Below are 24,304 nucleotides of genomic sequence, written 5' to 3' on the forward strand. Positions count from 1 at the left end.
CGTGCTGTTTTCCTACTTGCCTTCGCCCTGCCAGCGCCTGGAAAGCACGTCTTTCCTGGGGCGCGAGGTCTGGGTAAAGCGTGACGATCTGCTGCACGCCGAGGTATCCGGGAATAAATTCCGCAAGCTCAAATACCCGTTGCTTGCCTTGCAAGAGCGGAAGCCGACGCTGGTGACCATGGGCGGCCCGTGGTCCAATCATTTGCATGCTCTTGCCCACGCGGGAGCTTTGGGTGGTTGGCCCACCATGGGATTGATGCGTGGTGCGGCGGGAGTGGAAAGTGCCACGCTGGACGATTGCCGCCGTCTGGGCATGCAAATCCAGTTCGTGTCGCGCGACGACTATCGCCAGTTGCGCGACGACCCGCAAGCCTGGCGCCAGCACATAGCTGCTGACGACGACAGCCATGTCTGGCTACCCGAAGGCGGCAGCGCTCCGGCAGCTTTACGCGGTGTCGCTGAACTGGTCGACGAGCTGCCCTTTATTCCGGAAGTGATCATGGTCGCGTGCGGCACCGGTGCCACCCTGGCCGGTATCTTGGCGGGCTTGCAAGGACGCGGCCGCGTGATCGGCATCGCCGTATTGAAGAACGCCGGTTATTTGCACCAGGAGATTGCCCGCTTGCTGCAAGAGGCGGGTTATCCAGCCTACCGAAACTACGAGCTGATCACCGATGCGCATCATGGCGGGTACGGTAAAGCTCCGCCAGAGTTGCGCCAGTTCTGCCGCGAGTTTTCAAAGGAATTCGAGATTCCGATCGAACCGGTCTACACCGGCAAGCTATTCCACGCCCTCAGAAACATGCAGCAGGCACATGCGTTCCGTGCAGATGAGCGCGTGCTCGCTGTGCATACCGGCGGCATGCAAGGAGCACGCGGATTTGTTGATTGAAAACCGGCATGCCACCTTCGCCAATTTCATCGGCATTCAATAAATCGTATCCTGGTGAGCAGGTCCGCGCGGCACTGCGGCATCGAGATAACCGATGTCGCGCAACAGGTGGTCGCTTAGTTCATGCGCATTCAGCACATATCTTGACTGAACCTCTCTTGCTTGTGGCGCAGCCAGACGTTGCTGCCACCAGCCGGCAGCGTTTCTAATTACTTGTAAAACGCCGCCCAGAAGGCCTTGCGAACGTGGCAATGTTGTAACGATTTGGTCTGGTGTCGATACGCAGTTCATGGCAACCTCACAGGTTGGTTATCGGGAATATTGAGGTGTTTCTTTAAAGCGCTTTCAATACTGGTCAGAATATCCAACCAAACGCACTTAGGGAAACGACTTGTTCTAACCATGTTGGTCAGTTATGCTTACCAGCATGAGCCGACTCCCACTGCATACCCTGCCCGTCTTCCGTACCGCTGCACGCCTGCAGAATTTGCGCGCCACGGCGGTCGAAATGCATTTGACCCACAGCGCCGTCAGCCAGCAGATCGGCGTGCTGGAGCAGCAGCTTGGTTTTGCCTTGTTTGAGCGGCGCGGCCGGCGCATCGTGCTGAATGAAGCGGGCCAGGCGCTGCTTTGCAGTGTCGAGTCGGCACTGGCGCAGCTGGATGTCGGCGTGCTGGCTGCCGCCGCGACGGCGATCGGTGCCGCGCAACGGCTGCGGTTGACGGTGATGCCGTCTTTTTTACAGCGCTGGCTGTTGCCGCGCATGCAGCGCTGGCGCGAGCGTCATCCCGACATTGCAATAGAGCTGCACTCGTCGCAGCAATTGATCGATTTGCAGCGCGACGGTTTTCACGCGGCACTGCGGCAAGGGCGCGGCGGCTGGCCCGGGTTGAGCGACGAGCGTCTGTTTGATAGTCCGTTGGTGGTGGTAGCGTCGCCGGCCACCGCGCGCCGTTTGCAGGGCAGCGGCGCCGCCGCCCTGGTGCACGAAGCGCTGCTGGGTGACGCCGATTTATGGGATCGCTGGTTCAGTGAAGCCGGGCTGACGGTAAGGACTAATCCGGTGGCCAGCTTCAACGATGCCGGCCTGATGCTGCAAGCTGCCGAGCAAGGCCTGGGGATAGCGATGGGGCGCGAGTTCATGGTGGCCGAGGCCTTGCGCGATGGTTTACTGGTGCAACTCTCAGAACAACGGCTGGCGCCGGACGCCGATTTCGCCTCGTACTTCCTGGTTTATCCGCCGGCTTTGCGTGACTGGCCGCCGCTACAAGCTTTGCGCAGCTGGCTGCATGACGAAGTGCGCGCATTGCAAGAGCCGCATGCGTCGCCCGCCGCCATCATTGCGCCGGTGGACGTGCCTTCGCCAAAAAAAGCATCTGCGCGCAAGAAAGCCCCATAGAGGTGTTAAAAGCGGCAAGTATCCGGCTCGGAAATTGGCTCGGATGGCAGGAAATTCACAGCCTGCCGCGATACATTGCCGGTATTCAGCCAAGCCAGCGACTCTGGCCATAAATTCTGGCTGAAGCGATCATGGAAAAAAGCGAAATGGCCGATCTCGGATAGTGCGAATTCACCGGGCGTCACCATCACATGGATCCTGTCGCTGCCGCGGTAATAACGTAGCAGCCGCAGCACCGCGGCCGGGGTACCGAAATTGTCGTCGCTGATGCTATACGCCAGCAGCGGGCAGTGCAATTGCCGGAAATAACGCGTCCGGTCGTAGCGTTCCTTGTGCTTTACGGGCTTGCTAAAGATACCGGTGCTGCGCTTGCCCAGCGTCGCGCCCCGGAATGCCCATTCATAGGCCACGCCAGCCGGGAGGTCTTCCAGCCAACCCAGCAAGCGACCGGGGAAGAAGCCTGCCAGGGTTGTCGCCAAAGGCATCAGCACGTGCCATTTCAGCAGCATCTGGTAGCGAGCATGTTCTGCATAATCCTGCCAATACGCGAATTGCGCGCCCACCGTCAGCAAGCGGTCTATGCGCCAGTTCGAGGCGCTGAAGCCGGGTAATACGCCGCCAATGCTGTGGCCGACCACGACGATTTTTGCGTCCGCAAAATTCTTGATCACCCACAGCATGATGCCTTCGAAATCCTTGCTTCCCCAATCGAATTTTGTTGCGCGCAACTGGCGTAGCGACGCTGGCCGCGAAGCACCGATGCCGCGATAGTCGTAAGCGATAGCCAGATAACCATGGGCTGCCAGGAATTTTGCGTAACGCGCGTAATAGGCTGCCTTGACGCCGGTGGCGCAATTGATGATTGCCACAGTTTGCGGCAGGTGCAGGGCATCGGAATAGTACAAGCAGGCGCCCAAGGGATAACCATCCGTGGCTGGAATCTGGATCGGCGATTCGATCGGCGCTTCAGTTTGCAATTCAGGGGACATTTTTTCATCAAGCCTGCTGGTCTGTGTACAGTCGATTGTAGAGAGCAAAAGGCGTCCGCATAAGGTATGCTGCCGGCATATCTTTGTTGAGTGCAGCTCACCAATATGAATAATCTCGATGCCAATTCGCTGATCATTTTTTATCACGTCGCCAGCAGCGGCAGCCTGACCAAGGCGGCCGAAGCGCTGGGTCTGTCGCGTTCGGCGCTCAGCCACCGGATCAAGGCGATTGAAGCAAAACTCGGTTGCCAGTTGCTGATCCGCACCACCCGCAGCGTCGGCCTGACCGACGCCGGTTACCGGCTGGCCGCCTACGCCAGCCGGATCGCCGATACCCTGGGCGAGGCCAACCTGCTGGCCAACGGCCTCAACCAGGATACCGCCGGGCTAGTGCGCATTTCCGCACCGTCCGGCCTCGGTTCGGTTTGGCTGCGGCCGCTGCTGATGGCGTACATGCAGGCCAATCCCTTGGTCAGCATCGATGTGCGTTTGAGTGAATTCGGCGTCGACATTACCAAAGATCCTTTTGACCTGGCTATCCGCGTGACCTCTCAGCCACCTGAGAATGTGGTCGCCAAAAAACTGTTCGGCGTCTCCTGGTGGCTGTGCGCCAGCCCGGCACTGGCTTCAAGGTTTGCCGATGACCTGGCCGCGCTCGACCTGTCGGCGATACCGATTGCAGGTTTTTCGCGTGCCAGCCAGCTGCATGAAATCACGCTGACGCGTGGTACGCAGAAGCTGGTCGCAATGCGGCCCCCGGTGCTGGTGTCGAACGAACTTGAAATGGTCCGGGATGCAGTGGCGCGCTCATTAGGTATGGCGGTATTGCCCGACTACTATGCAAAGCAGGAAGTACAAGCCGGGCGTTTGCTGCGCTTGTTACCCGACTGGCAAGTCAGCGCAGGATTTGGCGACCACGTCTATGCCTTGCATCTGCCGGGACGCATGCTGCCGTTGCGGGTCAAGCGACTGATCGATTTCCTGAGCCGGCGCAGTTGATATTGTTGAAATCGGTTCAACACTGATGCGTTCACTGGCCATCTTATCTAGCCTCTTTGGCACGCTTACAATTGTGTTTTCGATAGCGGCATCCAATGGAGAGTCATCACATGCTTCATAAAGCGCGCACCAATTGGTTAATGCTGACCTGCTTCGGCATGATCCTGTTTCTTTGTATCGGCCAGCGCCATAGCTTCGGTCTTTACCTGCGGCCGATGACGATGGATCTGGGCTGGGATCGCGCGACCTTTTCCTTTGCCATCGCGTTGCAAAACCTGGTGTGGGGCATCAGCCAGCCGTTCACCGGAATGCTGGCCGACCGCTACGGGGCCAGGCGGATTTTCATTGTCGGCGGTATTTTTTATGCGCTCGGCTTGTACGGCATGTCGCAAGCCACCACCGGGATCGGGTTTGCCTCCAGCGCCGGACTGCTGGTTGGCATTGCCCAGAGTTGCACCGGCTTTGGCATCGTCTATGGCGCTGTCGGCAAAATAGTCAGTGCTGAAAAGCGTGGCACGGCGCTGGGAATTGTCGGCGCCTTCGGCTCATTGGGACAATTTGCGATGCTGCCGTCCAACCAGGCATTGATCGGTCATGTGGGCTGGGCGCATGCCCTGCTGATCGGCAGCGGCGCGTGTCTGCTTATGGTGGCGCTGGCATTCGGGACTTCAGCACCGGCAGGCAAGCCATCCGGGGCCGCAGGGCAAAGCATGGTGCAGGCGCTCAAACAGGCATTCCGGCACCAGGGATTCTTGTTGTTGACGCTGGGTTTCTTCGCTTGCGGTTTTCAGCTGGCGTTCATCGCTACCCACTTGCCGGCATATCTGGCGGATGAGGGGTTAAGCCCGACAGTCGGCGTGACGGCGCTGGCAATCGTGGCGCTGGCGAATATCCTGGGGACCTATCTATGCGGTTATTTCGGTGAAAAATTCAGCAAGAAATATCTGCTGGCAGCGATCTATGCCGTACGCGGCATCGCCCTGGCGGCATTTGTCCTGGCGCCGGTGACGCCGCTGGCGACTTATATATTTGCCGCCGTCATGGGGTTGATATGGTTGGGTACGGTACCGTTGTCGAACGGCGTGGTCGGCCAGATATTCGGCTATCAGCATATCTCCATGCTGTACGGGTTTGTCTTCCTGAGCCATCAGCTCGGCAGTTTTCTCGGGGTGTGGCTGGGTGGGGTTTTGTTTGACCTGACCGGTAATTACCAGGCGGTCTGGGCGATTGCCATCGGCCTTAGCGCCGTCGCCGCGATCATCAGCTTGCCGATTGATGATCGAGCGGTTCAGGCAAGGCCGGCGCATGTCTGATCTGTCGCCCATGCGCCTGAGAAGATTGTTCGCTATTTGCGTCGGCTGGCTTTTGCTGGCCGGTTTGCTTGCCGTTTGTTTTCGGGCCTATTTGCAGCCGGATTTTCTATTGGATCTGATTTCAGGTAACTTATTGTGCTGACATTGTTTTCCCGCATAATGCGGCCATTCGTGTAGCCCATCATGTAGCAACTCATGCAGCCAACCTCAACCAAACGCCTTACCTGCACCAGGTGCCTGCGTCCGCAGCGCACCTGCATCTGCAATTGGGTCACGCCTATAGAGAATGCGGTCGAAGTGCTGATCCTGCAGCACCCTTTGGAAGTCGACAATGCAAAAGGCAGCGTTCGGTTGCTCCAGTTGAGTTTGTCGCGTAGTGAAGCGGTTGTCGGCGAGGTCTTCGCGGAGCAGGCGATGCAAACGCTGCTGCAACCGGCGCAAGCCAGGTACACCATCCTGCTTTACCCGGACAGTCCGGACGACAAAGGCTTGAACCTGGCGACGCCGCCACAGTTGGACCCGGCACTTTTGCTAGATCCTGCGCAAGTGCGTTTGATTGTGCTGGACGGCACCTGGCGCAAGAGCCGGAAAATGCTTTACCTGAATCCCTTGCTGCAGCAATTGCCAAGATTGTCGTTGAGCAACACGCCAGCGTCACGCTACGTGATTCGCAAAGCCCACAGTCCTGGACAGTTATCCACGTTGGAGGCAACTTGTTATGCCTTGATGCAATTAGAGCAAAACGAGGAGAAATATCAGCCTCTGCTGACAGCATTCAGTGGCTTTGTGGCGCAGCAGTTTACCTATGAAAAACACATAAATCGACACTAGAAAGCGTGGCTTTACGGCGACTCCCGCCATCGACTTATTGCAGCTATTCGTGTATGATCTTCGGACCCTTCTTAAGCGTTTGTATCTGCTTGGCAACATTCAACAATGTTCGGCACTAAGCGCTTACCCTGCAAGTATTCATTCCATCTGTTACAAGACGGCGATCGCTGACAAATAGCGATAATCGCCACCGCCAACGTGTGAGGACGCATGAAGGATTATTACGCCGTTCTCGGCATAGACAGTGATGCAACGGCTGGCGCGCTGAAAAACGCCTACCGCAAGAAAGCCTCAGAGTTTCACCCCGACAGAAATACCGCGCCCGATGCGCCCTCGCGATTCCGCGACGTCCAGGAAGCCTACGATCTTTTGTCGGATGCGGTGAAACGCCAGGAATACGACGAAAACCGACGGCGCAGCTTGCTGGAAAACCCGCTTGAGACTGCCCGACAAATCTGGACCACTTATATGAACAAGGTTATGCAATGATGCTTTCCGCTTTTTTCGAAGACATGACCAAGGCTTACCAGGCTGAACTGGAAGACTTGCAAAGCGATTCCGAGGGTAACGACATCCTGACGTCGCGCCTGAAAAGCAAGCGCTCGCAGTTTGCGTTGATGATGCCGATGATCGAAACCGACCCGGAAATGGTGGCGGTGGCTTTTCACGGCGGTATCGACTTTACCAATCCGCAGACGCTGACGATGTTGCTGGGCGATGAGCCGGATGACTTCCCGTCGTGGACCGATGTCGCCGATGCTGTGCAGTTTGAATCGTGGGCGCAAAAGCTGGCGGACATTGCATTGCAGGAACCGGGCGGCGAGCGTTTTCTGATCACCACGGTGTGCCTCGAATACCTGTATGAGAAGAGTAACGGCAGTTATCAAGGCGTTTATAACCAGTCTGCCCATGGCGAGTCCGACGATGCGGTGGAAGGGGTTGAGAACGACGATGACGACGACGGCCGCGATCTCGAAGTAGAAGGCGCCGACTGGCTCTCCGAGCAAGGCTTCGAACGCCTGGGCTGATCTGCTCCCATTTTAGATTTAGACATTTTTGATTTAGTGATTCCATGACAAACGCGCTAGTAGTAAAAGCAGCAAACCTGATCCGCACCGGCGATATCGCCGGTGCTGAATTCGCTTTGGTCAGCCTGGCTGAGACCGAGGGCGATTACGCCCTGGTCGCCGCGCTCGACACGCTGCCGCCCAAAGACCTGCTGGCCGTCATCCGCGAATACGACACATCGAAAGAGTCGGTGGTTAATTTACTGGTGACGCCGGAGCAATTCGCGCGCGCGGTGGTCATGGAACGACTGTATGGCGACCATAGCCATGTACGCCTGCGCGGCATGGTGAACGCGGTGCTGTTCCGCGACGACAGCCACACCGGTGAATTTCTCGAAGCGATCGGCGACGTCGACGGCGGCTGCGAAGCGCTGATCGATTACCTGTCGGACCGCGACGAAGAGGTGGTGCATTTCGTCACCTACGATACGTTCAACGTCAATCGCACCGAAGAGGGCGATGCAGTCGACAAATCAGAAGTCAGCGATCGCGACTGGAAAGAACTGACCTGGCTGCTCAAGCATGAGCACGCCGATATGTTCGAACAGATCTGGCCGGTGCTGAAAAAACGGCTGAAGGAACGCTTGCGGCGCGAAGCGGAGCTGGAATTGCAGGAGCAGAAAAACCTCGAGCAGCTGGACCGTCCGGCAACTCGCCCGGCAGCTGCCGTGCAACCTGCACCGGCTGTCGATCCTGGCGAAGAATCCGCGCTTTAATTACTCAAGATAACCGTTCCAGAAATCCACGTATCTCATGTCCGACAAACACCGGAATATCGAACTAGTCGACAAGCGCCCTTTCTTTGAAAAGGCGCTTGGTTTCGGCCTCAAGAGCCATATCCTGGATCAGGAAAAATGCCGCGCGATGATAGTGGATGCCGCCAAGGGCACGGTCCAGGTAGCGGCATTCTTCGGCACCAGCCATCTCCATACCGATCTTGAAAACGCGCGGCAGCGCATCGTCAACCTGATCAGCCTGTATCTGGAACAGACGTACAACGGCGATTTGCAAAAATCGGCGGAATCTCTGCGCGACAACACTTTTTTATCGCATTCGCGCGGCGGCAATGAAATGCTCAAGGCGTTGCATGCATTACCTGACTCAACGGTTTTCGGCGATACCAAAGGCCAGGGGCTTAAGGAGTTTCAGGACGAGCGCACGCTGAACAAACCGTTTGCGCTGAACGCCTATCGGAAAGAGCGTAAAGCGCGCGAGGAGTGCGCGGCCGTCGTTGAGGCGGCGCTCTGGTTTGCCGACGATATGGGTTTGGAACATTCGGCGCTTGATTTCACCGGGGCTGAAACGGTCATCCGTACGGCGTTGCTGGTGCGCCTCGGTGGCGGCGGAGAGTTCCCTAACCGGCTTGGTTTTGCCAAATTGCTGGCGACGATACGCAGCAATGCGGCTAACAGTACCGCTGCCGGGAAACTGAAGATTCCCAAAAAATTGCTGGACGACGTGCCGCTGGAATATCGCGACGTTGCTGAAAAAATCCGGCGTGAGATCGAGAAGCGCGACGCGCTGACCGACCCTGCGGTGACGCTCGACAGCTTGCTCAACCTGGTCGAACTGCGTTACTTCGTGCAGGAAAGCAGCCTGGAAGACGTCGACGGGTTTGATGCCATGGTGTCGAAGGAATGGCACAAGGTTACCAAGGGCAAGGAAGATCCCTACTCGCGCCTGACGATTTTCATGTGTATCGCGGCTGCTGCAAAACCCAAGACGACCGTGTCGGAAACCGTGGCGCGCGCCATGATCCGGCAAGTCCGCCAGCATGGCTTCGATAGCGCCGCGGTAGCTGCTTTCATCAACAGCGCTGCGCCGTTCGAGATCAAGGAGAATCTGCTGTCCTTGTGGGAAGACGAATTCCTGCCGGAAGCGCAGGAATATCTGACCGACGATGACGATCTCAAATACACGCGCGCCCTGAAATTCTTGAAAGAGAATTGCAACATCAAGGTAAAAACAGCCGGCAAGGTGCAAGACTAATCGACTATTGGTCGGCTGTTTTACCGCGGTAATCTTACAAACTCGCTGCCAGTTCAGCACCTTCGCGTATCGCCCGCTTGGCATCCAGTTCGCTGGCAAACGAAGCCCCGCCGATCAGGTGATAACGCAAACCGGCTTGCTGCATTTTGGTTTTGACGGGCTCGCCCGGCTTACCCGGGGCAATGGCGGCGGCTGGGATCAATTCGAGCAAGGACTCTTGTCCGGCACAGATCACCACGTTATCCACCTCCAGCACGCGGCTGGCGCCACCTACGCTGATATGCAAACCTTGGTCATCGATCTTTTGATAATCGACACCCGCCAGCATTTGCACGCCGCTACGCTGCATCACGCTTCGATGGACCCAGCCCGAGGTTTTCCCAAGCCCTGCGCCAACCTTGCTTGACTTACGCTGCAGCAGGTGAATTTCCCGCACAGGCGTTGTTGCCACCGCCGGCTTCAAACCGCCTGCCTGTGCGGCCAGCGGATCGACGCCCCATTCATCCATCCAGTGCGCAATCGGCACCGGCAAAGGCACGTGCGCATCGTGCAACAAGAATTCGCACAGATCGAAACCGATGCCGCCAGCGCCAACCACCGCCACGCGTTGACCGACAGGTGCCTTACGTTGCAACACATCCAGATAAGACAGCACCATCGGATGCTCAATGCCGGGAATGCGCAAATTACGCGGCGTCACGCCAGTCGCCACGATCACGTCGTCGAAACCCAGCGCCTCCAGCTGCGCCCGGTCGACGCGCTGATTCAACTGTAGCTCGACGCCGGTACGCTTGAGCCGATGCTGGAAGTAGCGGATGGTTTCGCTGAATTCTTCCTTGCCCGGAATCTGCATGGCGATATTGAACTGGCCGCCGATCTGCGCGGCAGCTTCGAACAGCATCACCTGATGGCCGCGTTCGGCCGCCACGGTTGCGGCCGACAAGCCGGCCGGGCCGGCGCCGATCACCGCTACCCGCCGCGCTTTCACAGTACGGCGATAGACCAGTTCGGTTTCATGGCAGGCTTGCGGGTTGACCAGGCAACTGGCGCGCTGGTTCTTGAAAGTATGATCAAGGCAAGCCTGATTGCAGGCGATGCAGGTATTGATTTCATCGGCGCGATTCTCCTGCGCCTTGAGCACGAATTCAGGATCGGCCAGGAAAGGCCGCGCCATCGACACCATGTCGGCGTCACCCTCGGCCAGGATCTGTTCCGCCACTTCCGGCGTATTGATACGATTCGAGGCAATCACCGGGATCTTGATGGCGCGCTTGAGCCTCGCCGTCGCTTCGCGGAACGCGCCGCGCGGCACCGAGGTGACGATGGTCGGTATCCGCGCTTCATGCCAGCCGACGCCGGTATTGATCAAGGTCACGCCCGCCTGTTCTAGCGCCTGGGCCACGGCGATTACCTCGGCGCCGGTATTGCCGCCTTCTACCAGGTCCAGCAATGACAGGCGGTACATGATGATAAAACGCTCGCCGACGGCAGCGCGCATGCGCTGGACGATTTCCACCGCTAGCCGCATCCGGTTTTCAATGCTGCCCCCCCAGCGATCCTGCCGATGATTGGTGCGCGGCGACAGGAACTGGTTGAGCAGATAACCTTCACTGCCCATGATTTCGACGCCGTCGTAGTTGGCGCGCTGCGCCAGCGTGGCGCTGCGCACATAGGCCGCGATGGTGGACTGGATGCCGCGCTCGGTCAATGCGCGCGGCTTGAACGGGGAAATCGGCGACTTGATGGCCGAGGCCGACACCACGAACGGCTGGTAGCCGTAACGCCCCGCATGCAGGATCTGCATCACGATCTTGCCGTCTTCTTCATGTACGGCGCTGGTCAAGCGTTTGTGGTTGTGAATGTCGCCGACGCTGTTCATGGTGCCGCCGAACGGCAGCAGCCAACCTTGCCGGCTCGGCGAAATGCCGCCCGTCACGATCAGCCCGACACCGCCCTTGGCGCGCGCCCGGAAATACTCCGCCAGCTTGGCATAGTGGAAGAAACGATCTTCCAGGCCGGTGTGCATGGAGCCCATCACCACGCGATTTTTCAGCGTGGTGAAACCAAGGTCGAGTGGCGCGAGCAGATGTGGGTAGACAGGATGGGACATGTTTTTTCCAAGAGGCCGTAGTGCCGGAAAGTCGGCGCAAAAATCAGTTACAGGCCGGAATCTACCTGAAAAGCGCCGCCAGATCGCTGAAATGGCCTTGATTTGACGGCGATTAGAGCCACTAACCTATTTCGCCCCTGTCCTTGTCGATCGGCGTGAGCCCAATAATGTGCCCAGATCGATCGCATCCGCCATGGCATGGTAACCGCGGTCGCCGGGATGCAGATGATCGCCGGAATCGCAGGCTGGCAAGAAGCGTCGCGGATGCCTGGGATCTCTCACCGCGGCGTCGAAATCGATCACGGCATCGAATTCGCCGCCGCTGCGAATCCACCGATTCACCGTCTGCCGGGTCTGTTCCTTGGCCTCGGAATAATAGCCTTTCAGGGCAGTGTCCTGCAGTGCGCCCTCGAATGGCGTCAAGGTGGCGCCGACGATACGCACATGACGCATGTGTGCACGCGCTATCAACTGCCGATAGGCGGCGATCAGTCGATCCGCAGGCAACGCCGGCTCATCAGGTGTGAAGCTGCTGCTTGGCCAGCCGATGTCATTGATGCCCATCAACAGGATCACGGTGTCTACATTGGGTTGATTCAGCACATCCCGGTCGAAGCGGGCCAGGGCGTTGACGCCCATCTTGTCGCTCAGCACCCTGGCTCCCGAAATGCCGGCGTTGATGACCGCGATTTTTTCCTTTACCAATCGCTGCGCCAGCAGATCGGGCCAGCGCTGATTGCTGTTCGATGTAGAGCCGGCGCCGTCGGTGATCGAATCGCCAAAGGCCGCCACCGCGCGTGATGCGGGAGGTACGTCGACCAAAATCGTGCTGAGTAAGAGCCGTGCTTCCACAGTCTGGTCGGTCTTGATCAAAGGCGCCGCCGTCAGGTTGCCGGGTGCGATGTACGCGGTCTGCTTGCCTTCCCAGTGGAAGGTGGCGAGTGGTGTCGTCTGCGGCAAGAAGATACTGACCGCAATCTGGGCTAGCGGCACCAGTGCCAGGTCAATCGGATCGCTGACGGCGGGCGCGCCCGGTGCAATCGTTACTTCGCCGCGGCCGCCGAAGGTGAGGACACGATCCGAGCCGACGACGATTTCCGAGCTATTACCGGACGATGCGGCCAGCGCAACATGCGCCGCACCTATCGTCAGCGGCATCGTGCCGTATTCGTTGGATAACACCACCCGGGCACGCTTGCCGCCGATGCTGACGCGGACGATCTGGCGCACGGTCTGGTTCGACAAGGTCGCCGGGATGTTGGTCGGCAAGGCGAAACCGTCCTCCCAGGCCGGTTGCGGGCTGGCAGTCCAGCTGGCGCTCCAGTGCCGTGTAGCATGGCCGGTTTCAGCCGCTTGGGTTGTCACGGACGATATAGTCAGGAGCGACAGCAGGGTTAGTGCCGCGGCGATTTTCGGATAGCTCATAGGAAGGCGCATGAAGTAATTCCTTTGGTTGATTAAGTATGCAGTACAAGCAAGGTATCTACACAAGCAAGGTATATTCTTCCCAATGCGCATGGTAGAGGCCATAATTGACTATCGCTTATTCCAAAATCGAATGATATGGATCAAATCAGGGCAATCCGCAGCTTCGTGCGGGCAGTTGAGCTTGGCAGCCTGTCGGCGGTAGCGCGCGAAGAGCACAGCACGCAACCGACCGTCAGCAAAACCATCGCTGCACTGGAGAAGGACATGGGGGTGCGTTTGCTGGAGCGCAGCACTACCAGCCTGACCACCACTGAACAGGGCAAGCGGTTTTACGCACGCGCCAAACGGGTGTTGGAAGAATTCAACGAAGCGGTCAGCGATGCTCGCGGTTTGACCGAGAAACCCGCCGGCCTGCTGCGCGTCAATGCGCCGCTTGGCCTTGGCCAATTGCGGCTCAACGGGCTGGTGCTGGAATTCCTGGCGTTGTATCCCGAGATCGAGGTAGAGCTGATATTGAATGACCGCTTTGTCGACCTGGTGGAAGACGGCGTTGACGTGGCGTTACGGCTTGCAGGTGAACTGCCGCCCAACATGATCGCGCGCAAGATAGCCAGCGCCGAGCGTTATCTGGTGGCGGCGCCGGCTTATCTGGCGCGCCATCCGGAGATCCGGCGCCCTGAGGATCTGGCCAGTCATCGCTACATCGGTTTTGCGCGGCCGGCCAATGGCGAGGTGACCCGGATAAACGGTCCCGCCGGCACGATCGAGATCGCCACCGGCAGCCGTTACCAAGTCAACAGTTCGCTTGCGATACGCGAGAGTTTCCTGATGGGCGCCGGTTTTGGCATATGTCCATCCTGGCTGGTCCACGACCTGCTTGAATCGGGCCAGTTGCAGCGCATTCTTCCGGAATGGAGCGCGTCTGGGCAGGAAGCCTCGTTGCTGTATCCGTCGCGCCGCTATCAATCCTTGCGCGCGACGGTTTTCATGCAATTCATGGCGGAGCGGATTCCAAAGCTGCCAGGATTTTCCGCACCGGTATTCGGTCGCTAACTGCAAATTAGATCTGCGGCCTTATTTCTTGGCGCTGGTCGCAACCGTGCGCTTGGCTTGCTTGAATACCGGACCCCACAATGGATGGCCTTGTTCGCCGGGCGCCAGGTCGAAGTTGGGATCGAGCTTCAGCGCTTTTTCAAATTGCTGTTTGCATAGCTTCTTCCGGGACGTCACGCAATAACTGAAAGCCATGGTTTTCAAGGCTTCAGTCTGGTACGAGATATCTGCCGACCAGATTTCCGGGGCGTTGGCGAGGCGCTTGATGGCGGCGCTGTAACTGCCCTTGTTGTACAGGGCGATGCCATCGGTCAACGCGGCTGGCGGCGCCGGCGGTTCAGGAGCAACTGCCGCCACCGGCGTCGACGCGCCGGGGACTGGCTTGGCCGCCACCGGCTTTTGCCCGGGATTGAGGCTGTCGCAGCCGCCGAGCATAAAAGTTGCAGCCAGCATGGCGGCGCTGCTGATACGGTAGAAAGAGTGAGTCATGACGGATTCTTGGCTAAGCTATATTTATTGGGACGAAAAATCATAATCGATATTCCGTGATTTCTTCGGCGAGACGTCGATGTCGAAAACGCGATCCGGAAAACTCGGATTGATCACTTTGATCTGATGTTTGCCTTCCGGCAGAACCAGTTTTTTCAGTGGCGGACTGACACCCTTCATGCTGCCGTCAACCAGCACCTTGCCCCAAGGTTTGATGGTCAGCACGACGACGCCGGTTGGTTCGACGACTTTTACCTCAGTGGCTTTGGCGTCAACGGCTTTGGCCGCAACGGCCGCGTTGGCCTCGGTGGCCGTGGCTTTACCGTCCGGCTCCGCCAATTTAACGTGAGCTTGTTCGGCCTGGGTCGCTGCAAGCTTCGGCGCCGCCAACACGGCTGGCGCGACTTTTGCAGGCATCACAGGCACGCGTGCCGTAGCTGCGGCAGTGGCGGTTGTCGGCAGCCGCGCCGGCTTGAGCCACAGAAAGGCGCCCAACCCAAGCACAGCTACCGCGGCGACCAGCCACCAGCCTGGCGCTCGCAGCGGCCTATCCAGCAGGCTGGCCTGCGGGGCCGGGGATCTGTTGCGCCTGCGCCTGCCGCTGGTAACCACCGGCGCTTCGCCAGATTTGCGGCCAGGCGGGCGTAATCCGACCGGTCTGCTGGTATCGTTGTCGGGCATCGGCATCGGCACCGACAGTTCCAGATCGAGCAGCTTACGAAACTCTTCAATCGATTGCGGCCGGTCTTCCGGCTTCACCGCCAGGCCCTTGTCGATGGCGGCCAGGAATTCTTTGCTGAATCCGCTGTGCTGTCCATCTTGCAAGGGAGTGATCGGGTCCTTGATCATGCGCGCAACCGATGTCGGCGGCGCAGTCTTGACGATCGCAAAATAGATGACCGCCGACAGCGAATAGATATCGGTCCACGGCCCCTGCTTCATCATGGCGTCGTCGGCATACTGTTCGATCGGCGCGTACCCGGGCTTCAGGATGACCGTCAGCGAATGCGTCATGTCGCCGATAATCTGGCGCGCCGCGCCGAAGTCCAGCAAGACTGCTTCACCGCTCTTCTGGATCATGATGTTGTCAGGCGAGATGTCGCGATGCAGTATCTGTACCCGGTACATGGCGTCGAGTGCTTCCAGCATCGGCTTCAGCATGCTTTTCAGCCACGCTTCGGTAACCTGTGCCGGCGAGTTCTGGACCACGCTTTTGAGCGTCCGTCCTTCGTAATAACGCATCGCCATGTAGGCAGTATTATTCTGCTCCCAGAACCGGTACACCTTGATCAGCGCCGGGTGGTCGAATTGCGCCAGCAGGCGCGCTTCCTTTATGAAACTCTTGAGGCCGATGCTGAAAGTCTCGCGGTGCCGCTGTGAGCGCACCACGACCTTCTTGTCCGGTCCGCGCCCGGCAAAGGCGCCCGGCATGTATTCCTTGATGGCGACCATGCGGCGCAGCGATCTGTCGAAGGCAAAGTAGACGATGCCGAAACCGCCTTCGCCAATCACGCCGATGATTTCAAAATCGGCCAGGCGGGTGCCCTTAGGCAAGCAGTTTTCGACAGCCGTTGCTGATATTTCCTGTTGATCAATCGGCTTGACGTTTGGCATAGGGAGTTGGGTCGACTTTAGTAATATTATTTTGAACAGCAATCAACATTAAAGGGGTGTTGAATACGCTGACGGCACTGATGGTCGAGGATCGGCTACACGGATTGTAAACGCAGTACAGTTATCAAGCGGAACGCTAGGCGGAGCGTTGCACGCGCTACTGTTTTTCTCCACCAGCGAGTGCATGCTGTCCAGCCAGTCTTGGGCGGAGTCGGCCTGGATTGCCGCTTGTTCCATTTCTGCTTCGCTGATCCATTCCCAGAAACCGTCGGTGCAGATCAGGAAAGCGTCATCGCCCTGCAATTCGGTTACGTTCTGGGTCACCGTGGCGGGCGCGCTACCCTCCACACCGACCGCAGCCGACAGAATGCTGCGCCGTGGATGCCGGCGCAACTGGTCGGCTGAACAATGGCCGGCATCGACGAATTGCTGGATCAGGCTGTGATCCCTGGTGGCACTCAGCAGTTTGCCCTGGCGGAACAGATAGAGGCGAGTATCGCCCATATGGGCCCATAACGCGCAACGATTTTTTTGATCGATCAGCAACACCGCCACTGTCGAGCTCATGTCTTTCAAACGCGGTATTTGCGCTTGACGCCGCTGCAGCTGCGCCACCGCATGCTCGATATAAGACTGCAAAGCACGCGGACCGAAAGAAGCTTCTTCCACGAACATTTCCATGATCGAATTGACCACGACATTCGAGGCGATTTCGCCACCGTACTCGCCGCCGACGCCGTCGGCGACAATCATGCAGGCCAGGTCATCCTGCAGCACGCTGCCCCAGGAATCCTGATTGACCTGCCGTCCACCCGCATGACTTAGTTGCGCCAAACTCAGGACGACCGGAATTGCCGTGTCGCTGCTGAGTAAGGACGGTTCAGGCATGCTGCGTCTCTTTCCTCAGCTTCTCGACTTTTCTTTCGTAAGCCTGCAAAAACGCCTTGCCAAACAAAGTCTGGAAATCATCCTGCGTGGCTTCCGCAATAATCCGCTGGAAGCGCTCGTTATAGGCGTCCCATAACTTTGCTTTACGGGTCGCCGGCAGCATTGCCTCCAGCATGCCGCCCTTTTTCTGGCGTTTTTCCATCACTTCGGGATTGAAACGCTGCAGCATCTCGTTCATGGTCGCACGCATGCCGGAAACCACGCCCACCTGGTGCGCTTGCAAATCCTGGTAAGCATCTTGCATGGCTTCGGTGGCGCCCATGAAGCCGGGCATCTTCTTGCGCAGCATCTGGATCAGCACAGTCTGGCTGTCGTTAAAGAATTTCAAGGGATTATTATTGCGGACCACTACCTTGGTCACATCCGCGTGCGCTTCGCGTTTCACCAGCGCGCGGGTGGCGTTCAGGTCGATCGTGCCTTGCACGGCTGTCGCCAGTAACTTGCCGACGGTTTCCATCAACTCTGGCGTCAAATCGTGCGTTAACGTTTCAAGCGGCAGGCCTGCGCCTTTCATGAAGGCCTGCACCAATGCTTCGATGGATGCGGATGGCTCGGTGGCCGGGGTGCTGGTGTCGCTCGCGCTGACCGCAGCAGGGGCAGACACAGGAGCAGAAGCAGAACTTACGGTCGGCCGTTGCACCGTATTCACCGGGCGCAGCGATGCAGCCGGCGAGTGGGACGATGTCGACAGCGAGGCATTTGCGGTCGCCGCCAATTCCAGGTTCAACTGCGCCAGCGCCGCCAGGCGCGTCTCGGAAACGCTCAACAGAGGCTTGTTGCCGCCGGTTTTACCGCTGTTTGCCCGAGGCGCTGGATTGGTCGATGGCTGGCCTGGCTGATTGATCATGTCAGGGGTATCTTTCATTAAGTTGAGCTGTGCTTCGGCGCGCAATAAATACAGGCCGATCTGGATTTCATCGCCAATCTGCAAATCGTATTCGCGCTCGGCATCGATCTCATGTCCATTCAACAAGATCGGATTGGCACGGCTGAGATTGGTGATCGTTTGGCGGACGCCGTCGCTTTTGATCGCGGCCTGGGTCCGCGATACAAAATTCCTGGGATCGGCCAGGACGAAATAATTCTCATCGCTGCGACCGAGAGTTTTTGGCTCACGGCCGAATACGGCTGACAAAGGCGCTTCAGGTGCGACGTTGTTGTAAGAAACAACACTAATTTTTATCATTGGATGGGTTTCCAGCAACGCAATAATTTGCGCAAATTACCTGAGGGAATCATTGCATGCTTGGCAGCAAGTTCCATGCCCAAGAAATACCAGCTGAAAATCGGTCCGGGAAGCGCGAAAAACCTGTTAATTCTGCGAGGTACAGCCAACAAATCTGCCCTCTCTTGTCATTCGTAGTGACATTTTGTGTCAGCTACAGAGCGGATCGGCTAGTTGCATGTAATTTTGGAAATGGTGAGGAGAACTAACGGGGGAAAATAATGCGGGGAACCACAAGATAGAGCGGCGCCCCCTCCAAGGGGGCGCCGCTCTATTCCACTCAGGATTGGCGCAACATGGTCTTGATGCCACGAATCGCCTGGCGGATCCGGGCTTCGTTTTCGATCAAGGCGAACCGCACGTACTCATCGCCGTATTCGCCGAAGCCTATCCCCGGCGACACGCAAACCTTGGCTTTTTCCAGCAACTGCTTGGAAAATTCCAGCGATCCCAGATGGCGGTACGCTTCCGGTATGTGAGCCCAGATATACATCGATGCCTTCGGAATATCCACCATCCAGCCGGCTTCGTGCAAGCCTTTCACCAGCACGTCGCGCCGGCTCTGGTATTTTTTGCAGATATCCTCGACGCATTGCTGATCGCCCTCCAGCGCTGCAATCGCCGCCACCTGCACCGGCGTGAAACTGCCATAGTCGTGGTAACTCTTGATCCGCGCCAGCGCCGCTACCAGTTCCTTGTTGCCGACCATGAAGCCGATGCGCCAGCCGGCCATGTTATAGCTTTTGGACAGGGTGAAGAACTCCACCGCCACATCGCGCGCGCCGGGCACTTGCATGATCGATGGCGCCTTCCAGCCGTCGAATACGATATCGGCGTAGGCCAGGTCGTGCACCACCAGGATGTTGTGTTCCTTCGCCAGCTTTACTACCCGTTCGAAAAATTCGAGCTCGACGCATTGCGCAGTCGGGTTGGACGGGAAGCCCAGCACCATCATTTTCGGTTTCGGATAACTTTCCCGTATCGCCCGCTCCAGCTCGGCAAAGAAATCCACCCCCGGGCTCATCCGCACCGAACGGATATCGGCGCCGGCAATCACTGCGCCGTAGATGTGAATCGGATAGCTGGGATTCGGCACCAGCACCGTGTCGCCGCGATCCAGCGTCGCCAGCATCAGATGCGCCAGGCCTTCCTTGGAACCGATGGTGACGATCGCTTCGGTATCCGGATTGAATTCAACGTCGTAGCGCTTCTTGTACCAATGGGTAATCGCCCGCCGTAGCCGGGGAATGCCTTTGGAGGCTGAATAGCCATGGGTGTCAGGGCGCTGCGATACTTCGATCAGCTTTTCGACAATGTGCGGCGGCGTGGCGCCGTCGGGATTACCCATCGACATGTCGACAATATCTTCGCCACGGCGGCGCGCCGCCATCTTCAGTTCGGCGGTGATATTAAAAACGTAGGGAGGAAGGCGATCGATGCGCGAAAACCTGCGCGGAGTTGGGGATTCAGACATGTTTTTCTTTCACGTTAGCGCCCGGAACCGTCCGAGCGACGTTGGAACGGTTTTACCATTTGCATGGTATGTTCCAGCACCGATTCTAGTGAACATCGGGCGAGTGCGCAATGGCCGCCGAGCCACCCGCTGGACGTCATCGCGATACTTGCTTATGATCTTTGTTCCTCCGACTCCCACAAGGAAACGATTCCATGACAACCAGCCAACCCGCTGTGCAGCAAACCGATATCCCACGATTACTGGGCCTGTACCCACCGCTGGAGCCCTTTAAATCCGGCTTGCTGGATGTTGGCGACGGTCACCAGGTGTATTGGGAGTTGTGCGGTAATCCGAACGGCAAGCCCGCGGTGTTCCTGCATGGCGGCCCGGGCGGCGGTTGCAATGCCGATCATCGGCGGCTGTTCAATCCGGAAAAGTATTGCATCATGCTGTTCGATCAGCGTGGTTGCGGGCGTTCGACGCCGCACGCTAACCTGGAAGCCAACACTACCTGGCATCTGGTGGCCGATATCGAGCGGCTGCGCGAAATGGCAGGCGTTGAAAAATGGCTGGTGTTTGGAGGCTCCTGGGGCAGTACCCTGGCCCTGGCTTACGCCGAAAAACATCCGCAGCATGTCAGCGAACTGGTGTTGCGCGGGATCTTTACCGGAAGCCATGAAGAGATTCAATGGTATTACCAGGACGGCGCCTCGCGTCAGTTTCCAGACATGTGGGAAGATTTCCTGGCGCCGATTCCGCCGGCGGAGCGCGACGATCTGGTTGCCGCCTACAGTCGGCGCCTGACCGGTACCGATGAAGTCGCCAAGCTGGCCGCGGCAAAGGCATGGAGCGTGTGGGAAGGCAGCACAGTCAAATTGATACCCGATCCGGCATTGGCACAAGCGCACGACGATCCGGAATTTGCGATTGCCTTTGCCCGTATCGAAAATCACTATTTCACCCACGGCTGCTTTTTTGAAGAAGGCCAGTTGCTGCGTGATGTACAACAGCTGCGGAATATACCTGGCGTCATCGTGCAAGGCCGCTACGATGTTTGCTGCACCCCGAAAACCGCTTGGACCTTGCATAAGGCCTGGCCTGAAGCGGAACTGCATATGGTTGCGGATGCCGGGCACGCGTTTAGCGAACCGGGGATCTTGCATCAATTGATCCGCGCCACGGACAAGTTCGCCGGGTAGAAAAATCCTGCCGGAGGGCGACCTGCCCTCCGCATGAATACGGAGCGATTACCGTTTGTCCAGGAGGATCGGTATGCCACGCTTGCCTCGTTTTCTCCGCGTGTCGTTGGTGGTGTTGCCTGCCTTGTTCCCGGCCTACGGCGAAACCCTGAAAAACTGGTTCAACGACCCTTTCATCCAGGTACGTAGCGCCGTGCCGGATTGCCCGATGCCGCTTGGGCCGTTGATCAGCGAGCAGGAGATGCGCAAAGAGACCCATTGGCGCAGTGAGCGAGGCACCAGTTGCTGGCTTGCCGGCCAGTGTCAAAAGCCGAATTCCTATCTGTACGATGCGCCGATTGCCCGCTCGGTACGGGCGCATTTTGCCGCCGAGCCCGGCTTCGCCCGCAACAGCAGCCTGTGGCTGACGTTTCAGCGGCGCTTCGTCTGGGTCGAGGGTTGTAGCGCTGATACAGCCATCACGGTCGCGGCCTTGGAAGCATTCGTTCGCGTCGAACCGGATGTTGAACGGGTGATTATCAACCTGCGCGGCATGGGCGACAGCAAATCACCCTATCCGCTGGCGCCGCCGGATGCACACTGACACGGCTCGAAGAAAAAACCACTTAAGCGTGGATCAGTTGCCAAGAGGCTGGGATAATGCAGCAATTCAGCCAAATTCAAACGACGGGGAGAACACATGCAGAACCATGCCAAAGCGACTTTTCTGACGGCAGCCATTGCCTTGACCTTATCTGCAACCTTAGCCAGCCCTGTGCAGGCCCAGGAGCAAGTCGTGAAGATTGCGCACGTCGGCCCGATCACCGGCCCGGTCGCGCATGTCGGCAAGGATAATGAAAACGGCGCGCGCATGGCGATCGACGACCTGAACGCCAAGCATCTTGTCATCGGCGGCAAGAAGATCCAGTTCGTTTTGCAGGCTGAAGACGACGGCAGCGATCCGAAACAAGCTACCAGCGTCGCCCAGAAACTGGTTGACGCCAAAGTGGCGGCGGTCATCGGGCATTTGCAATCCGGCACCTCGATTCCTGCCTCGAAAATCTATTTCGACGCCGGCATCCCGCAAATTTCGCCTTCTGCAACCAGCGCCAAATATACCGAACAAGGTTTCAACACGACTTTCCGCGTGGTCGCCAACGACTCCCAACTCGGTGCTGCGATGGGCCGTTATGCGGCAAAAACCTTGCACGCAAAACGTATCGCGGTGATTGACGACCGTACCGCCTACGGCCAGGGACTAGCCAACGAGTTCCTCAAAGACGCCAAAGCCAACGGCGTAGAGATTGTATCCACGCAGTATACGAACGACAGAGCCACCGATTTCAACGCCATCCTCACTGCCGTCAAGGCCAAGCAGCCTGACTTGATTTTCTTTGGCGGTATTGATGCCAGCGCCGGCACCATGTTGCGCCAGATGCGGCAACTTGGTATCACTGCCAACTTCATGGGTGGCGATGCGATCTGCACCGGAGCCCTGCCACGCCTGGCCGGTGAAGGTTTGATCGACGACAAGGTCTATTGCGCGATCGCCGGCGGCGTCGAAAATCCTGCACCGCTTGAGGCGTTCAAGGCGGCTTACAAGAAAAAATACAATGCCGACATCGTCCAGTATGCGCCGTACACCTACGACGCCGTGATGGTCATCGCCAAAGCCATGCAACAGGCCAATTCGGTCGATCCAAAGAAATATTTGCAGGCACTCAGCAAGATCCAGTACACCGGTGTGACGGGTAAGATCGCCTTTGACGACAAAGGCGATATCAAGAACGGCACGCTGTCGATCTATACCTTCAGGAATGGCCAGCAAACGTTGCTGACGCTGACCAAATAAGAAAGTTATCAGTCTATGATAGACCTCGGCATACTGATCTACATTGACGACAATCCAACGATGTACGAAGAGTTCGACTGGATTTACAAAAGCTGGATTTATTCGGGTAATTGACGCACTTCAGACTTGATTGCAGTTTGCCATCCGAATGCGATCGACAAACTCCCCTCGAACGATCCCCGCGTCGTCAAAATGGTAGCCGAGCCGATGGCTGTGCCCGGCAGCCGCTGGGACGGATATAAGTTCATCAATTCAATCGGCTGCTTGTCCGGCCCGCATACCGATGCCGATGTTTTCCTGACCTCCAACCTGATCAATTTCCGGCCATCGGTGGTAGTGCAAGGACGAGGCAATTATGCCCATCCGGAAGGTTCTGAAGTATGGACGAAAATGGCGGAGTTTTGTACCGCCAACGGTGTCCGGCACGGCGGCGTCTTCGGCTGCGGCAGTTCGCTCATGGGAAAATCCGAGCTGGTGCTCGATCTGCTTCGACGCCAGCTATTCTGGAGCGAGAAACTGCTGGATCACTTCAAAGAGTACGGCCCGGGAACCTGGCCCGGCTGGTTTTCGGGCGTGATCACGATGTATGCGGCCGAAATTGCCGCCAACGAAAATTACGATACCTATCTGCGCCATGCATATCACCGCATCCTGGATATGGAAAGCATGCTGCCCTATCCGATCGATAGCCTGGTGATGCATATCCAGGCAGTACCTACCGACGAGCATTTTTCAAAAAGCCGGTATCGGCAAGGCGCGTATCAGGGCACGGACCTGAGAACCCTTGACCGCACCAAGATCAATCACTGCGCACACTGGATAGCGGCGACGCCGCTGGAACAGATCAAGCGCGAAGTCGGTTATCCGTTTTAAGGCTACCTGATTAAAATTTCTTTTCGAAAATCGTCTTAAGTTGATTTCAATGCTTGTTTCAATTCTTTAATTTGAAAACAAATACACACCATATATGTGGCCCAAAAAATACATGAAAGCGTTGTAAGAATTAATTTAAATTGCGGAAAAACAAAAGGAACTACGCTGAAAATAATGGAAGAAATTCCAATAACTTCCCCGTATTCGATTCTTTGTATTTTAGTCAGGCGCTGCCGATTCTCGGTATGCAAAGATTTTGCTATCTTGTTGATAACAACTAATATCCAAAAAAAGCCAAGTACAGGAACTAAAGCGCCCCAGACACTCCACGCTGGCAATGCTCTATTTTGAGGAGCGATCAGACTCAAGCATTTGTACATCGCCCAAAATGAAAGTAGTGCGATCAGGAAACCCACGAGGGCGAAGACTATTGACGCGGTCGATTGAATAGGCATGGGATGGGGAGAGTTTGGCGAAGGACATTAAAGAGAAATGTTGTAGAGGAAATCAAAATAATCGCACACCTCTGGAATCGAATTTACCCTTGGGATTTCTTTCCTGCAAGAAATATTTTGAATTCGCGCATCAATGCTGTTTTA

25 protein-coding genes are annotated in these 24,304 nt (G+C 57.3%); 15 read left to right on the forward strand and 10 right to left on the reverse strand.

From position 1 onward, the window contains the following. Nucleotide 1: 1 nt before the first annotated feature. Complete coding sequence (locus BM029_RS05725) at nucleotides 2–892, forward strand: 1-aminocyclopropane-1-carboxylate deaminase/D-cysteine desulfhydrase (RefSeq protein WP_170850996.1); 891 nt, start codon at nucleotides 2–4, stop codon at nucleotides 890–892. A 36-nt stretch (nucleotides 893–928) separates the two neighbouring features. On the opposite strand, the gene BM029_RS25555 is transcribed toward BM029_RS05725, so the two are convergent. Next, complete coding sequence (locus BM029_RS25555) at nucleotides 929–1,183, reverse strand: hypothetical protein (RefSeq protein ID WP_139217201.1); 255 nt, start codon at nucleotides 1,181–1,183, stop codon at nucleotides 929–931. Nucleotides 1,184–1,307: 124 nt separating this feature from the next. Here BM029_RS25555 and BM029_RS05730 point away from each other — a divergent pair, with 124 nt between their 5' ends. Further along, on the forward strand, nucleotides 1,308–2,291 hold the full coding sequence (locus BM029_RS05730) for a LysR substrate-binding domain-containing protein (RefSeq protein WP_244544925.1): 984 nt from the start codon (nucleotides 1,308–1,310) through the stop codon (nucleotides 2,289–2,291). A gap of 5 nt (nucleotides 2,292–2,296) precedes the next feature. On the opposite strand, the gene BM029_RS05735 is transcribed toward BM029_RS05730, so the two are convergent. Then, nucleotides 2,297–3,280: an alpha/beta hydrolase family protein gene (locus BM029_RS05735; protein ID WP_092433465.1), complete on the reverse strand. Its 984-nt coding sequence runs from the start codon at nucleotides 3,278–3,280 to the stop codon at nucleotides 2,297–2,299. 105 nt (nucleotides 3,281–3,385) lie between these two features. Here BM029_RS05735 and BM029_RS05740 point away from each other — a divergent pair, with 105 nt between their 5' ends. The 8 genes from BM029_RS05740 (at nucleotide 3,386) to BM029_RS05770 (ending at nucleotide 9,479) form a co-directional block, all read left to right on the forward strand. Continuing rightward, nucleotides 3,386–4,279, forward strand: a complete 894-nt coding sequence (locus BM029_RS05740; RefSeq protein WP_092433467.1) for a LysR family transcriptional regulator — start codon at nucleotides 3,386–3,388, stop codon at nucleotides 4,277–4,279. Nucleotides 4,280–4,389: 110 nt separating this feature from the next. Further along, nucleotides 4,390–5,592: an MFS transporter gene (locus BM029_RS05745; protein WP_244544926.1), complete on the forward strand. Its 1,203-nt coding sequence runs from the start codon at nucleotides 4,390–4,392 to the stop codon at nucleotides 5,590–5,592. After that, nucleotides 5,585–5,734, forward strand: coding sequence for a hypothetical protein (locus tag BM029_RS25865; protein WP_170850997.1), 150 nt, complete (start codon nucleotides 5,585–5,587; stop codon nucleotides 5,732–5,734). The genes BM029_RS05745 and BM029_RS25865 overlap by 8 nt, the downstream gene beginning before the upstream one ends. A 53-nt stretch (nucleotides 5,735–5,787) precedes the next feature. Beyond that, nucleotides 5,788–6,423 (forward strand): tRNA-uridine aminocarboxypropyltransferase, encoded by a 636-nt coding sequence (locus BM029_RS05750; RefSeq protein WP_092433471.1) that lies wholly within the window; start codon nucleotides 5,788–5,790, stop codon nucleotides 6,421–6,423. 210 nt (nucleotides 6,424–6,633) lie between these two features. Further along, on the forward strand, nucleotides 6,634–6,912 hold the full coding sequence (locus BM029_RS05755; protein WP_092433473.1) for a DnaJ domain-containing protein: 279 nt from the start codon (nucleotides 6,634–6,636) through the stop codon (nucleotides 6,910–6,912). Beyond that, nucleotides 6,909–7,451 carry a hypothetical protein gene (locus BM029_RS05760; protein WP_092433476.1) on the forward strand — a complete coding sequence of 181 codons (543 nt, stop codon included), beginning with the start codon at nucleotides 6,909–6,911 and terminating at the stop codon, nucleotides 7,449–7,451. Before BM029_RS05755 ends, BM029_RS05760 begins: the two co-directional genes overlap by 4 nt. Nucleotides 7,452–7,495: 44 nt before the next feature. Beyond that, the gene (locus BM029_RS05765; RefSeq protein WP_092433478.1) at nucleotides 7,496–8,206 is read left to right on the forward strand and encodes a hypothetical protein; all 711 of its coding nucleotides are present in this window, start codon (nucleotides 7,496–7,498) and stop codon (nucleotides 8,204–8,206) included. 37 nt (nucleotides 8,207–8,243) lie between these two features. After that, a complete protein-coding gene (locus tag BM029_RS05770) occupies nucleotides 8,244–9,479 on the forward strand; it encodes a hypothetical protein (RefSeq protein WP_092433480.1) in 1,236 nt (411 codons plus the stop codon). 34 nt (nucleotides 9,480–9,513) lie between these two features. On the opposite strand, the gene BM029_RS05775 is transcribed toward BM029_RS05770, so the two are convergent. Next, nucleotides 9,514–11,589, reverse strand: a complete 2,076-nt coding sequence (locus tag BM029_RS05775; RefSeq protein WP_092433481.1) for an NADPH-dependent 2,4-dienoyl-CoA reductase — start codon at nucleotides 11,587–11,589, stop codon at nucleotides 9,514–9,516. 126 nt (nucleotides 11,590–11,715) lie between these two features. Further along, complete coding sequence (locus tag BM029_RS05780; protein WP_244544927.1) at nucleotides 11,716–13,026, reverse strand: SGNH/GDSL hydrolase family protein; 1,311 nt, start codon at nucleotides 13,024–13,026, stop codon at nucleotides 11,716–11,718. A gap of 126 nt (nucleotides 13,027–13,152) precedes the next feature. Between BM029_RS05780 and BM029_RS05785 the strand changes: the two genes are divergently transcribed. Beyond that, complete coding sequence (locus BM029_RS05785; protein WP_092433485.1) at nucleotides 13,153–14,070, forward strand: LysR family transcriptional regulator; 918 nt, start codon at nucleotides 13,153–13,155, stop codon at nucleotides 14,068–14,070. A gap of 21 nt (nucleotides 14,071–14,091) precedes the next feature. Here the strand turns inward: BM029_RS05785 and BM029_RS05790 are convergent, their stop codons facing one another. The 5 genes from BM029_RS05790 to alaC all read right to left on the reverse strand — a co-directional run bounded on the left by BM029_RS05790 (nucleotide 14,092) and on the right by alaC (nucleotide 19,820). After that, a complete protein-coding gene (locus tag BM029_RS05790; RefSeq protein ID WP_092433486.1) occupies nucleotides 14,092–14,559 on the reverse strand; it encodes a TssQ family T6SS-associated lipoprotein in 468 nt (155 codons plus the stop codon). Between the two features lie 24 nt (nucleotides 14,560–14,583). Continuing rightward, entirely contained in the window at nucleotides 14,584–16,113 is a 1,530-nt protein-coding gene (locus tag BM029_RS05795; RefSeq protein ID WP_244544928.1) for a serine/threonine protein kinase, read from the reverse strand. A 108-nt stretch (nucleotides 16,114–16,221) separates the two neighbouring features. Beyond that, entirely contained in the window at nucleotides 16,222–17,061 is an 840-nt protein-coding gene (locus BM029_RS05800; RefSeq protein ID WP_092433490.1) for a PP2C family protein-serine/threonine phosphatase, read from the reverse strand. Beyond that, on the reverse strand, nucleotides 17,054–18,307 hold the full coding sequence (gene tagH, locus BM029_RS05805) for a type VI secretion system-associated FHA domain protein TagH (protein WP_092433492.1): 1,254 nt from the start codon (nucleotides 18,305–18,307) through the stop codon (nucleotides 17,054–17,056). The genes BM029_RS05800 and tagH overlap by 8 nt, the downstream gene beginning before the upstream one ends. A 319-nt stretch (nucleotides 18,308–18,626) precedes the next feature. Continuing rightward, complete coding sequence (alaC, locus tag BM029_RS05810) at nucleotides 18,627–19,820, reverse strand: alanine transaminase (protein ID WP_092433494.1); 1,194 nt, start codon at nucleotides 19,818–19,820, stop codon at nucleotides 18,627–18,629. A gap of 194 nt (nucleotides 19,821–20,014) precedes the next feature. On the opposite strand from alaC, the gene pip reads away from it, so the two are divergent. The 4 genes from pip (at nucleotide 20,015) to BM029_RS05830 (ending at nucleotide 23,705) form a co-directional block, all read left to right on the forward strand. After that, complete coding sequence (gene pip, locus BM029_RS05815; protein WP_092433496.1) at nucleotides 20,015–21,001, forward strand: prolyl aminopeptidase; 987 nt, start codon at nucleotides 20,015–20,017, stop codon at nucleotides 20,999–21,001. A 73-nt stretch (nucleotides 21,002–21,074) separates the two neighbouring features. Further along, the gene (locus tag BM029_RS05820; RefSeq protein WP_092433498.1) at nucleotides 21,075–21,584 is read left to right on the forward strand and encodes a hypothetical protein; all 510 of its coding nucleotides are present in this window, start codon (nucleotides 21,075–21,077) and stop codon (nucleotides 21,582–21,584) included. 96 nt (nucleotides 21,585–21,680) lie between these two features. Then, the gene (locus BM029_RS05825; protein ID WP_092433500.1) at nucleotides 21,681–22,832 is read left to right on the forward strand and encodes a branched-chain amino acid ABC transporter substrate-binding protein; all 1,152 of its coding nucleotides are present in this window, start codon (nucleotides 21,681–21,683) and stop codon (nucleotides 22,830–22,832) included. 126 nt (nucleotides 22,833–22,958) lie between these two features. After that, the gene (locus tag BM029_RS05830; RefSeq protein WP_211482444.1) at nucleotides 22,959–23,705 is read left to right on the forward strand and encodes a DUF7164 domain-containing protein; all 747 of its coding nucleotides are present in this window, start codon (nucleotides 22,959–22,961) and stop codon (nucleotides 23,703–23,705) included. A gap of 35 nt (nucleotides 23,706–23,740) precedes the next feature. On the opposite strand, the gene BM029_RS25560 is transcribed toward BM029_RS05830, so the two are convergent. Then, entirely contained in the window at nucleotides 23,741–24,073 is a 333-nt protein-coding gene (locus BM029_RS25560; protein ID WP_139217202.1) for a hypothetical protein, read from the reverse strand. Nucleotides 24,074–24,304: the final 231 nt, after the last annotated feature.

The sequence above is a fragment of the Collimonas sp. OK607 genome (assembly GCF_900111995.1).
In the GTDB taxonomy this organism is placed as follows: Bacteria; Pseudomonadota; Gammaproteobacteria; order Burkholderiales; family Burkholderiaceae_D; genus Collimonas.

Coding starts and splice junctions, on each gene's coding strand:
- tagH (WP_092433492.1), bottom strand. CDS start 18,307: ATGATAAAAATTAGTGTTGTTTCTTACAACAACGTCGCACCTGAAGCG.
- BM029_RS25865 (WP_170850997.1), top strand. CDS start 5,585: ATGTCTGATCTGTCGCCCATGCGCCTGAGAAGATTGTTCGCTATTTGC.
- BM029_RS05770 (WP_092433480.1), top strand. CDS start 8,244: ATGTCCGACAAACACCGGAATATCGAACTAGTCGACAAGCGCCCTTTC.
- BM029_RS05790 (WP_092433486.1), bottom strand. CDS start 14,559: ATGACTCACTCTTTCTACCGTATCAGCAGCGCCGCCATGCTGGCTGCA.
- BM029_RS05775 (WP_092433481.1), bottom strand. CDS start 11,589: ATGTCCCATCCTGTCTACCCACATCTGCTCGCGCCACTCGACCTTGGT.
- pip (WP_092433496.1), top strand. CDS start 20,015: ATGACAACCAGCCAACCCGCTGTGCAGCAAACCGATATCCCACGATTA.
- BM029_RS05760 (WP_092433476.1), top strand. CDS start 6,909: ATGATGCTTTCCGCTTTTTTCGAAGACATGACCAAGGCTTACCAGGCT.
- BM029_RS25555 (WP_139217201.1), bottom strand. CDS start 1,183: ATGAACTGCGTATCGACACCAGACCAAATCGTTACAACATTGCCACGT.
- BM029_RS05825 (WP_092433500.1), top strand. CDS start 21,681: ATGCAGAACCATGCCAAAGCGACTTTTCTGACGGCAGCCATTGCCTTG.
- alaC (WP_092433494.1), bottom strand. CDS start 19,820: ATGTCTGAATCCCCAACTCCGCGCAGGTTTTCGCGCATCGATCGCCTT.
- BM029_RS05750 (WP_092433471.1), top strand. CDS start 5,788: ATGCAGCCAACCTCAACCAAACGCCTTACCTGCACCAGGTGCCTGCGT.
- BM029_RS05730 (WP_244544925.1), top strand. CDS start 1,308: ATGCTTACCAGCATGAGCCGACTCCCACTGCATACCCTGCCCGTCTTC.
- BM029_RS05745 (WP_244544926.1), top strand. CDS start 4,390: ATGCTTCATAAAGCGCGCACCAATTGGTTAATGCTGACCTGCTTCGGC.
- BM029_RS05735 (WP_092433465.1), bottom strand. CDS start 3,280: ATGTCCCCTGAATTGCAAACTGAAGCGCCGATCGAATCGCCGATCCAG.
- BM029_RS05780 (WP_244544927.1), bottom strand. CDS start 13,026: ATGCGCCTTCCTATGAGCTATCCGAAAATCGCCGCGGCACTAACCCTG.
- BM029_RS05820 (WP_092433498.1), top strand. CDS start 21,075: ATGCCACGCTTGCCTCGTTTTCTCCGCGTGTCGTTGGTGGTGTTGCCT.
- BM029_RS05785 (WP_092433485.1), top strand. CDS start 13,153: ATGGATCAAATCAGGGCAATCCGCAGCTTCGTGCGGGCAGTTGAGCTT.
- BM029_RS05740 (WP_092433467.1), top strand. CDS start 3,386: ATGAATAATCTCGATGCCAATTCGCTGATCATTTTTTATCACGTCGCC.
- BM029_RS05765 (WP_092433478.1), top strand. CDS start 7,496: ATGACAAACGCGCTAGTAGTAAAAGCAGCAAACCTGATCCGCACCGGC.
- BM029_RS05755 (WP_092433473.1), top strand. CDS start 6,634: ATGAAGGATTATTACGCCGTTCTCGGCATAGACAGTGATGCAACGGCT.
- BM029_RS05800 (WP_092433490.1), bottom strand. CDS start 17,061: ATGCCTGAACCGTCCTTACTCAGCAGCGACACGGCAATTCCGGTCGTC.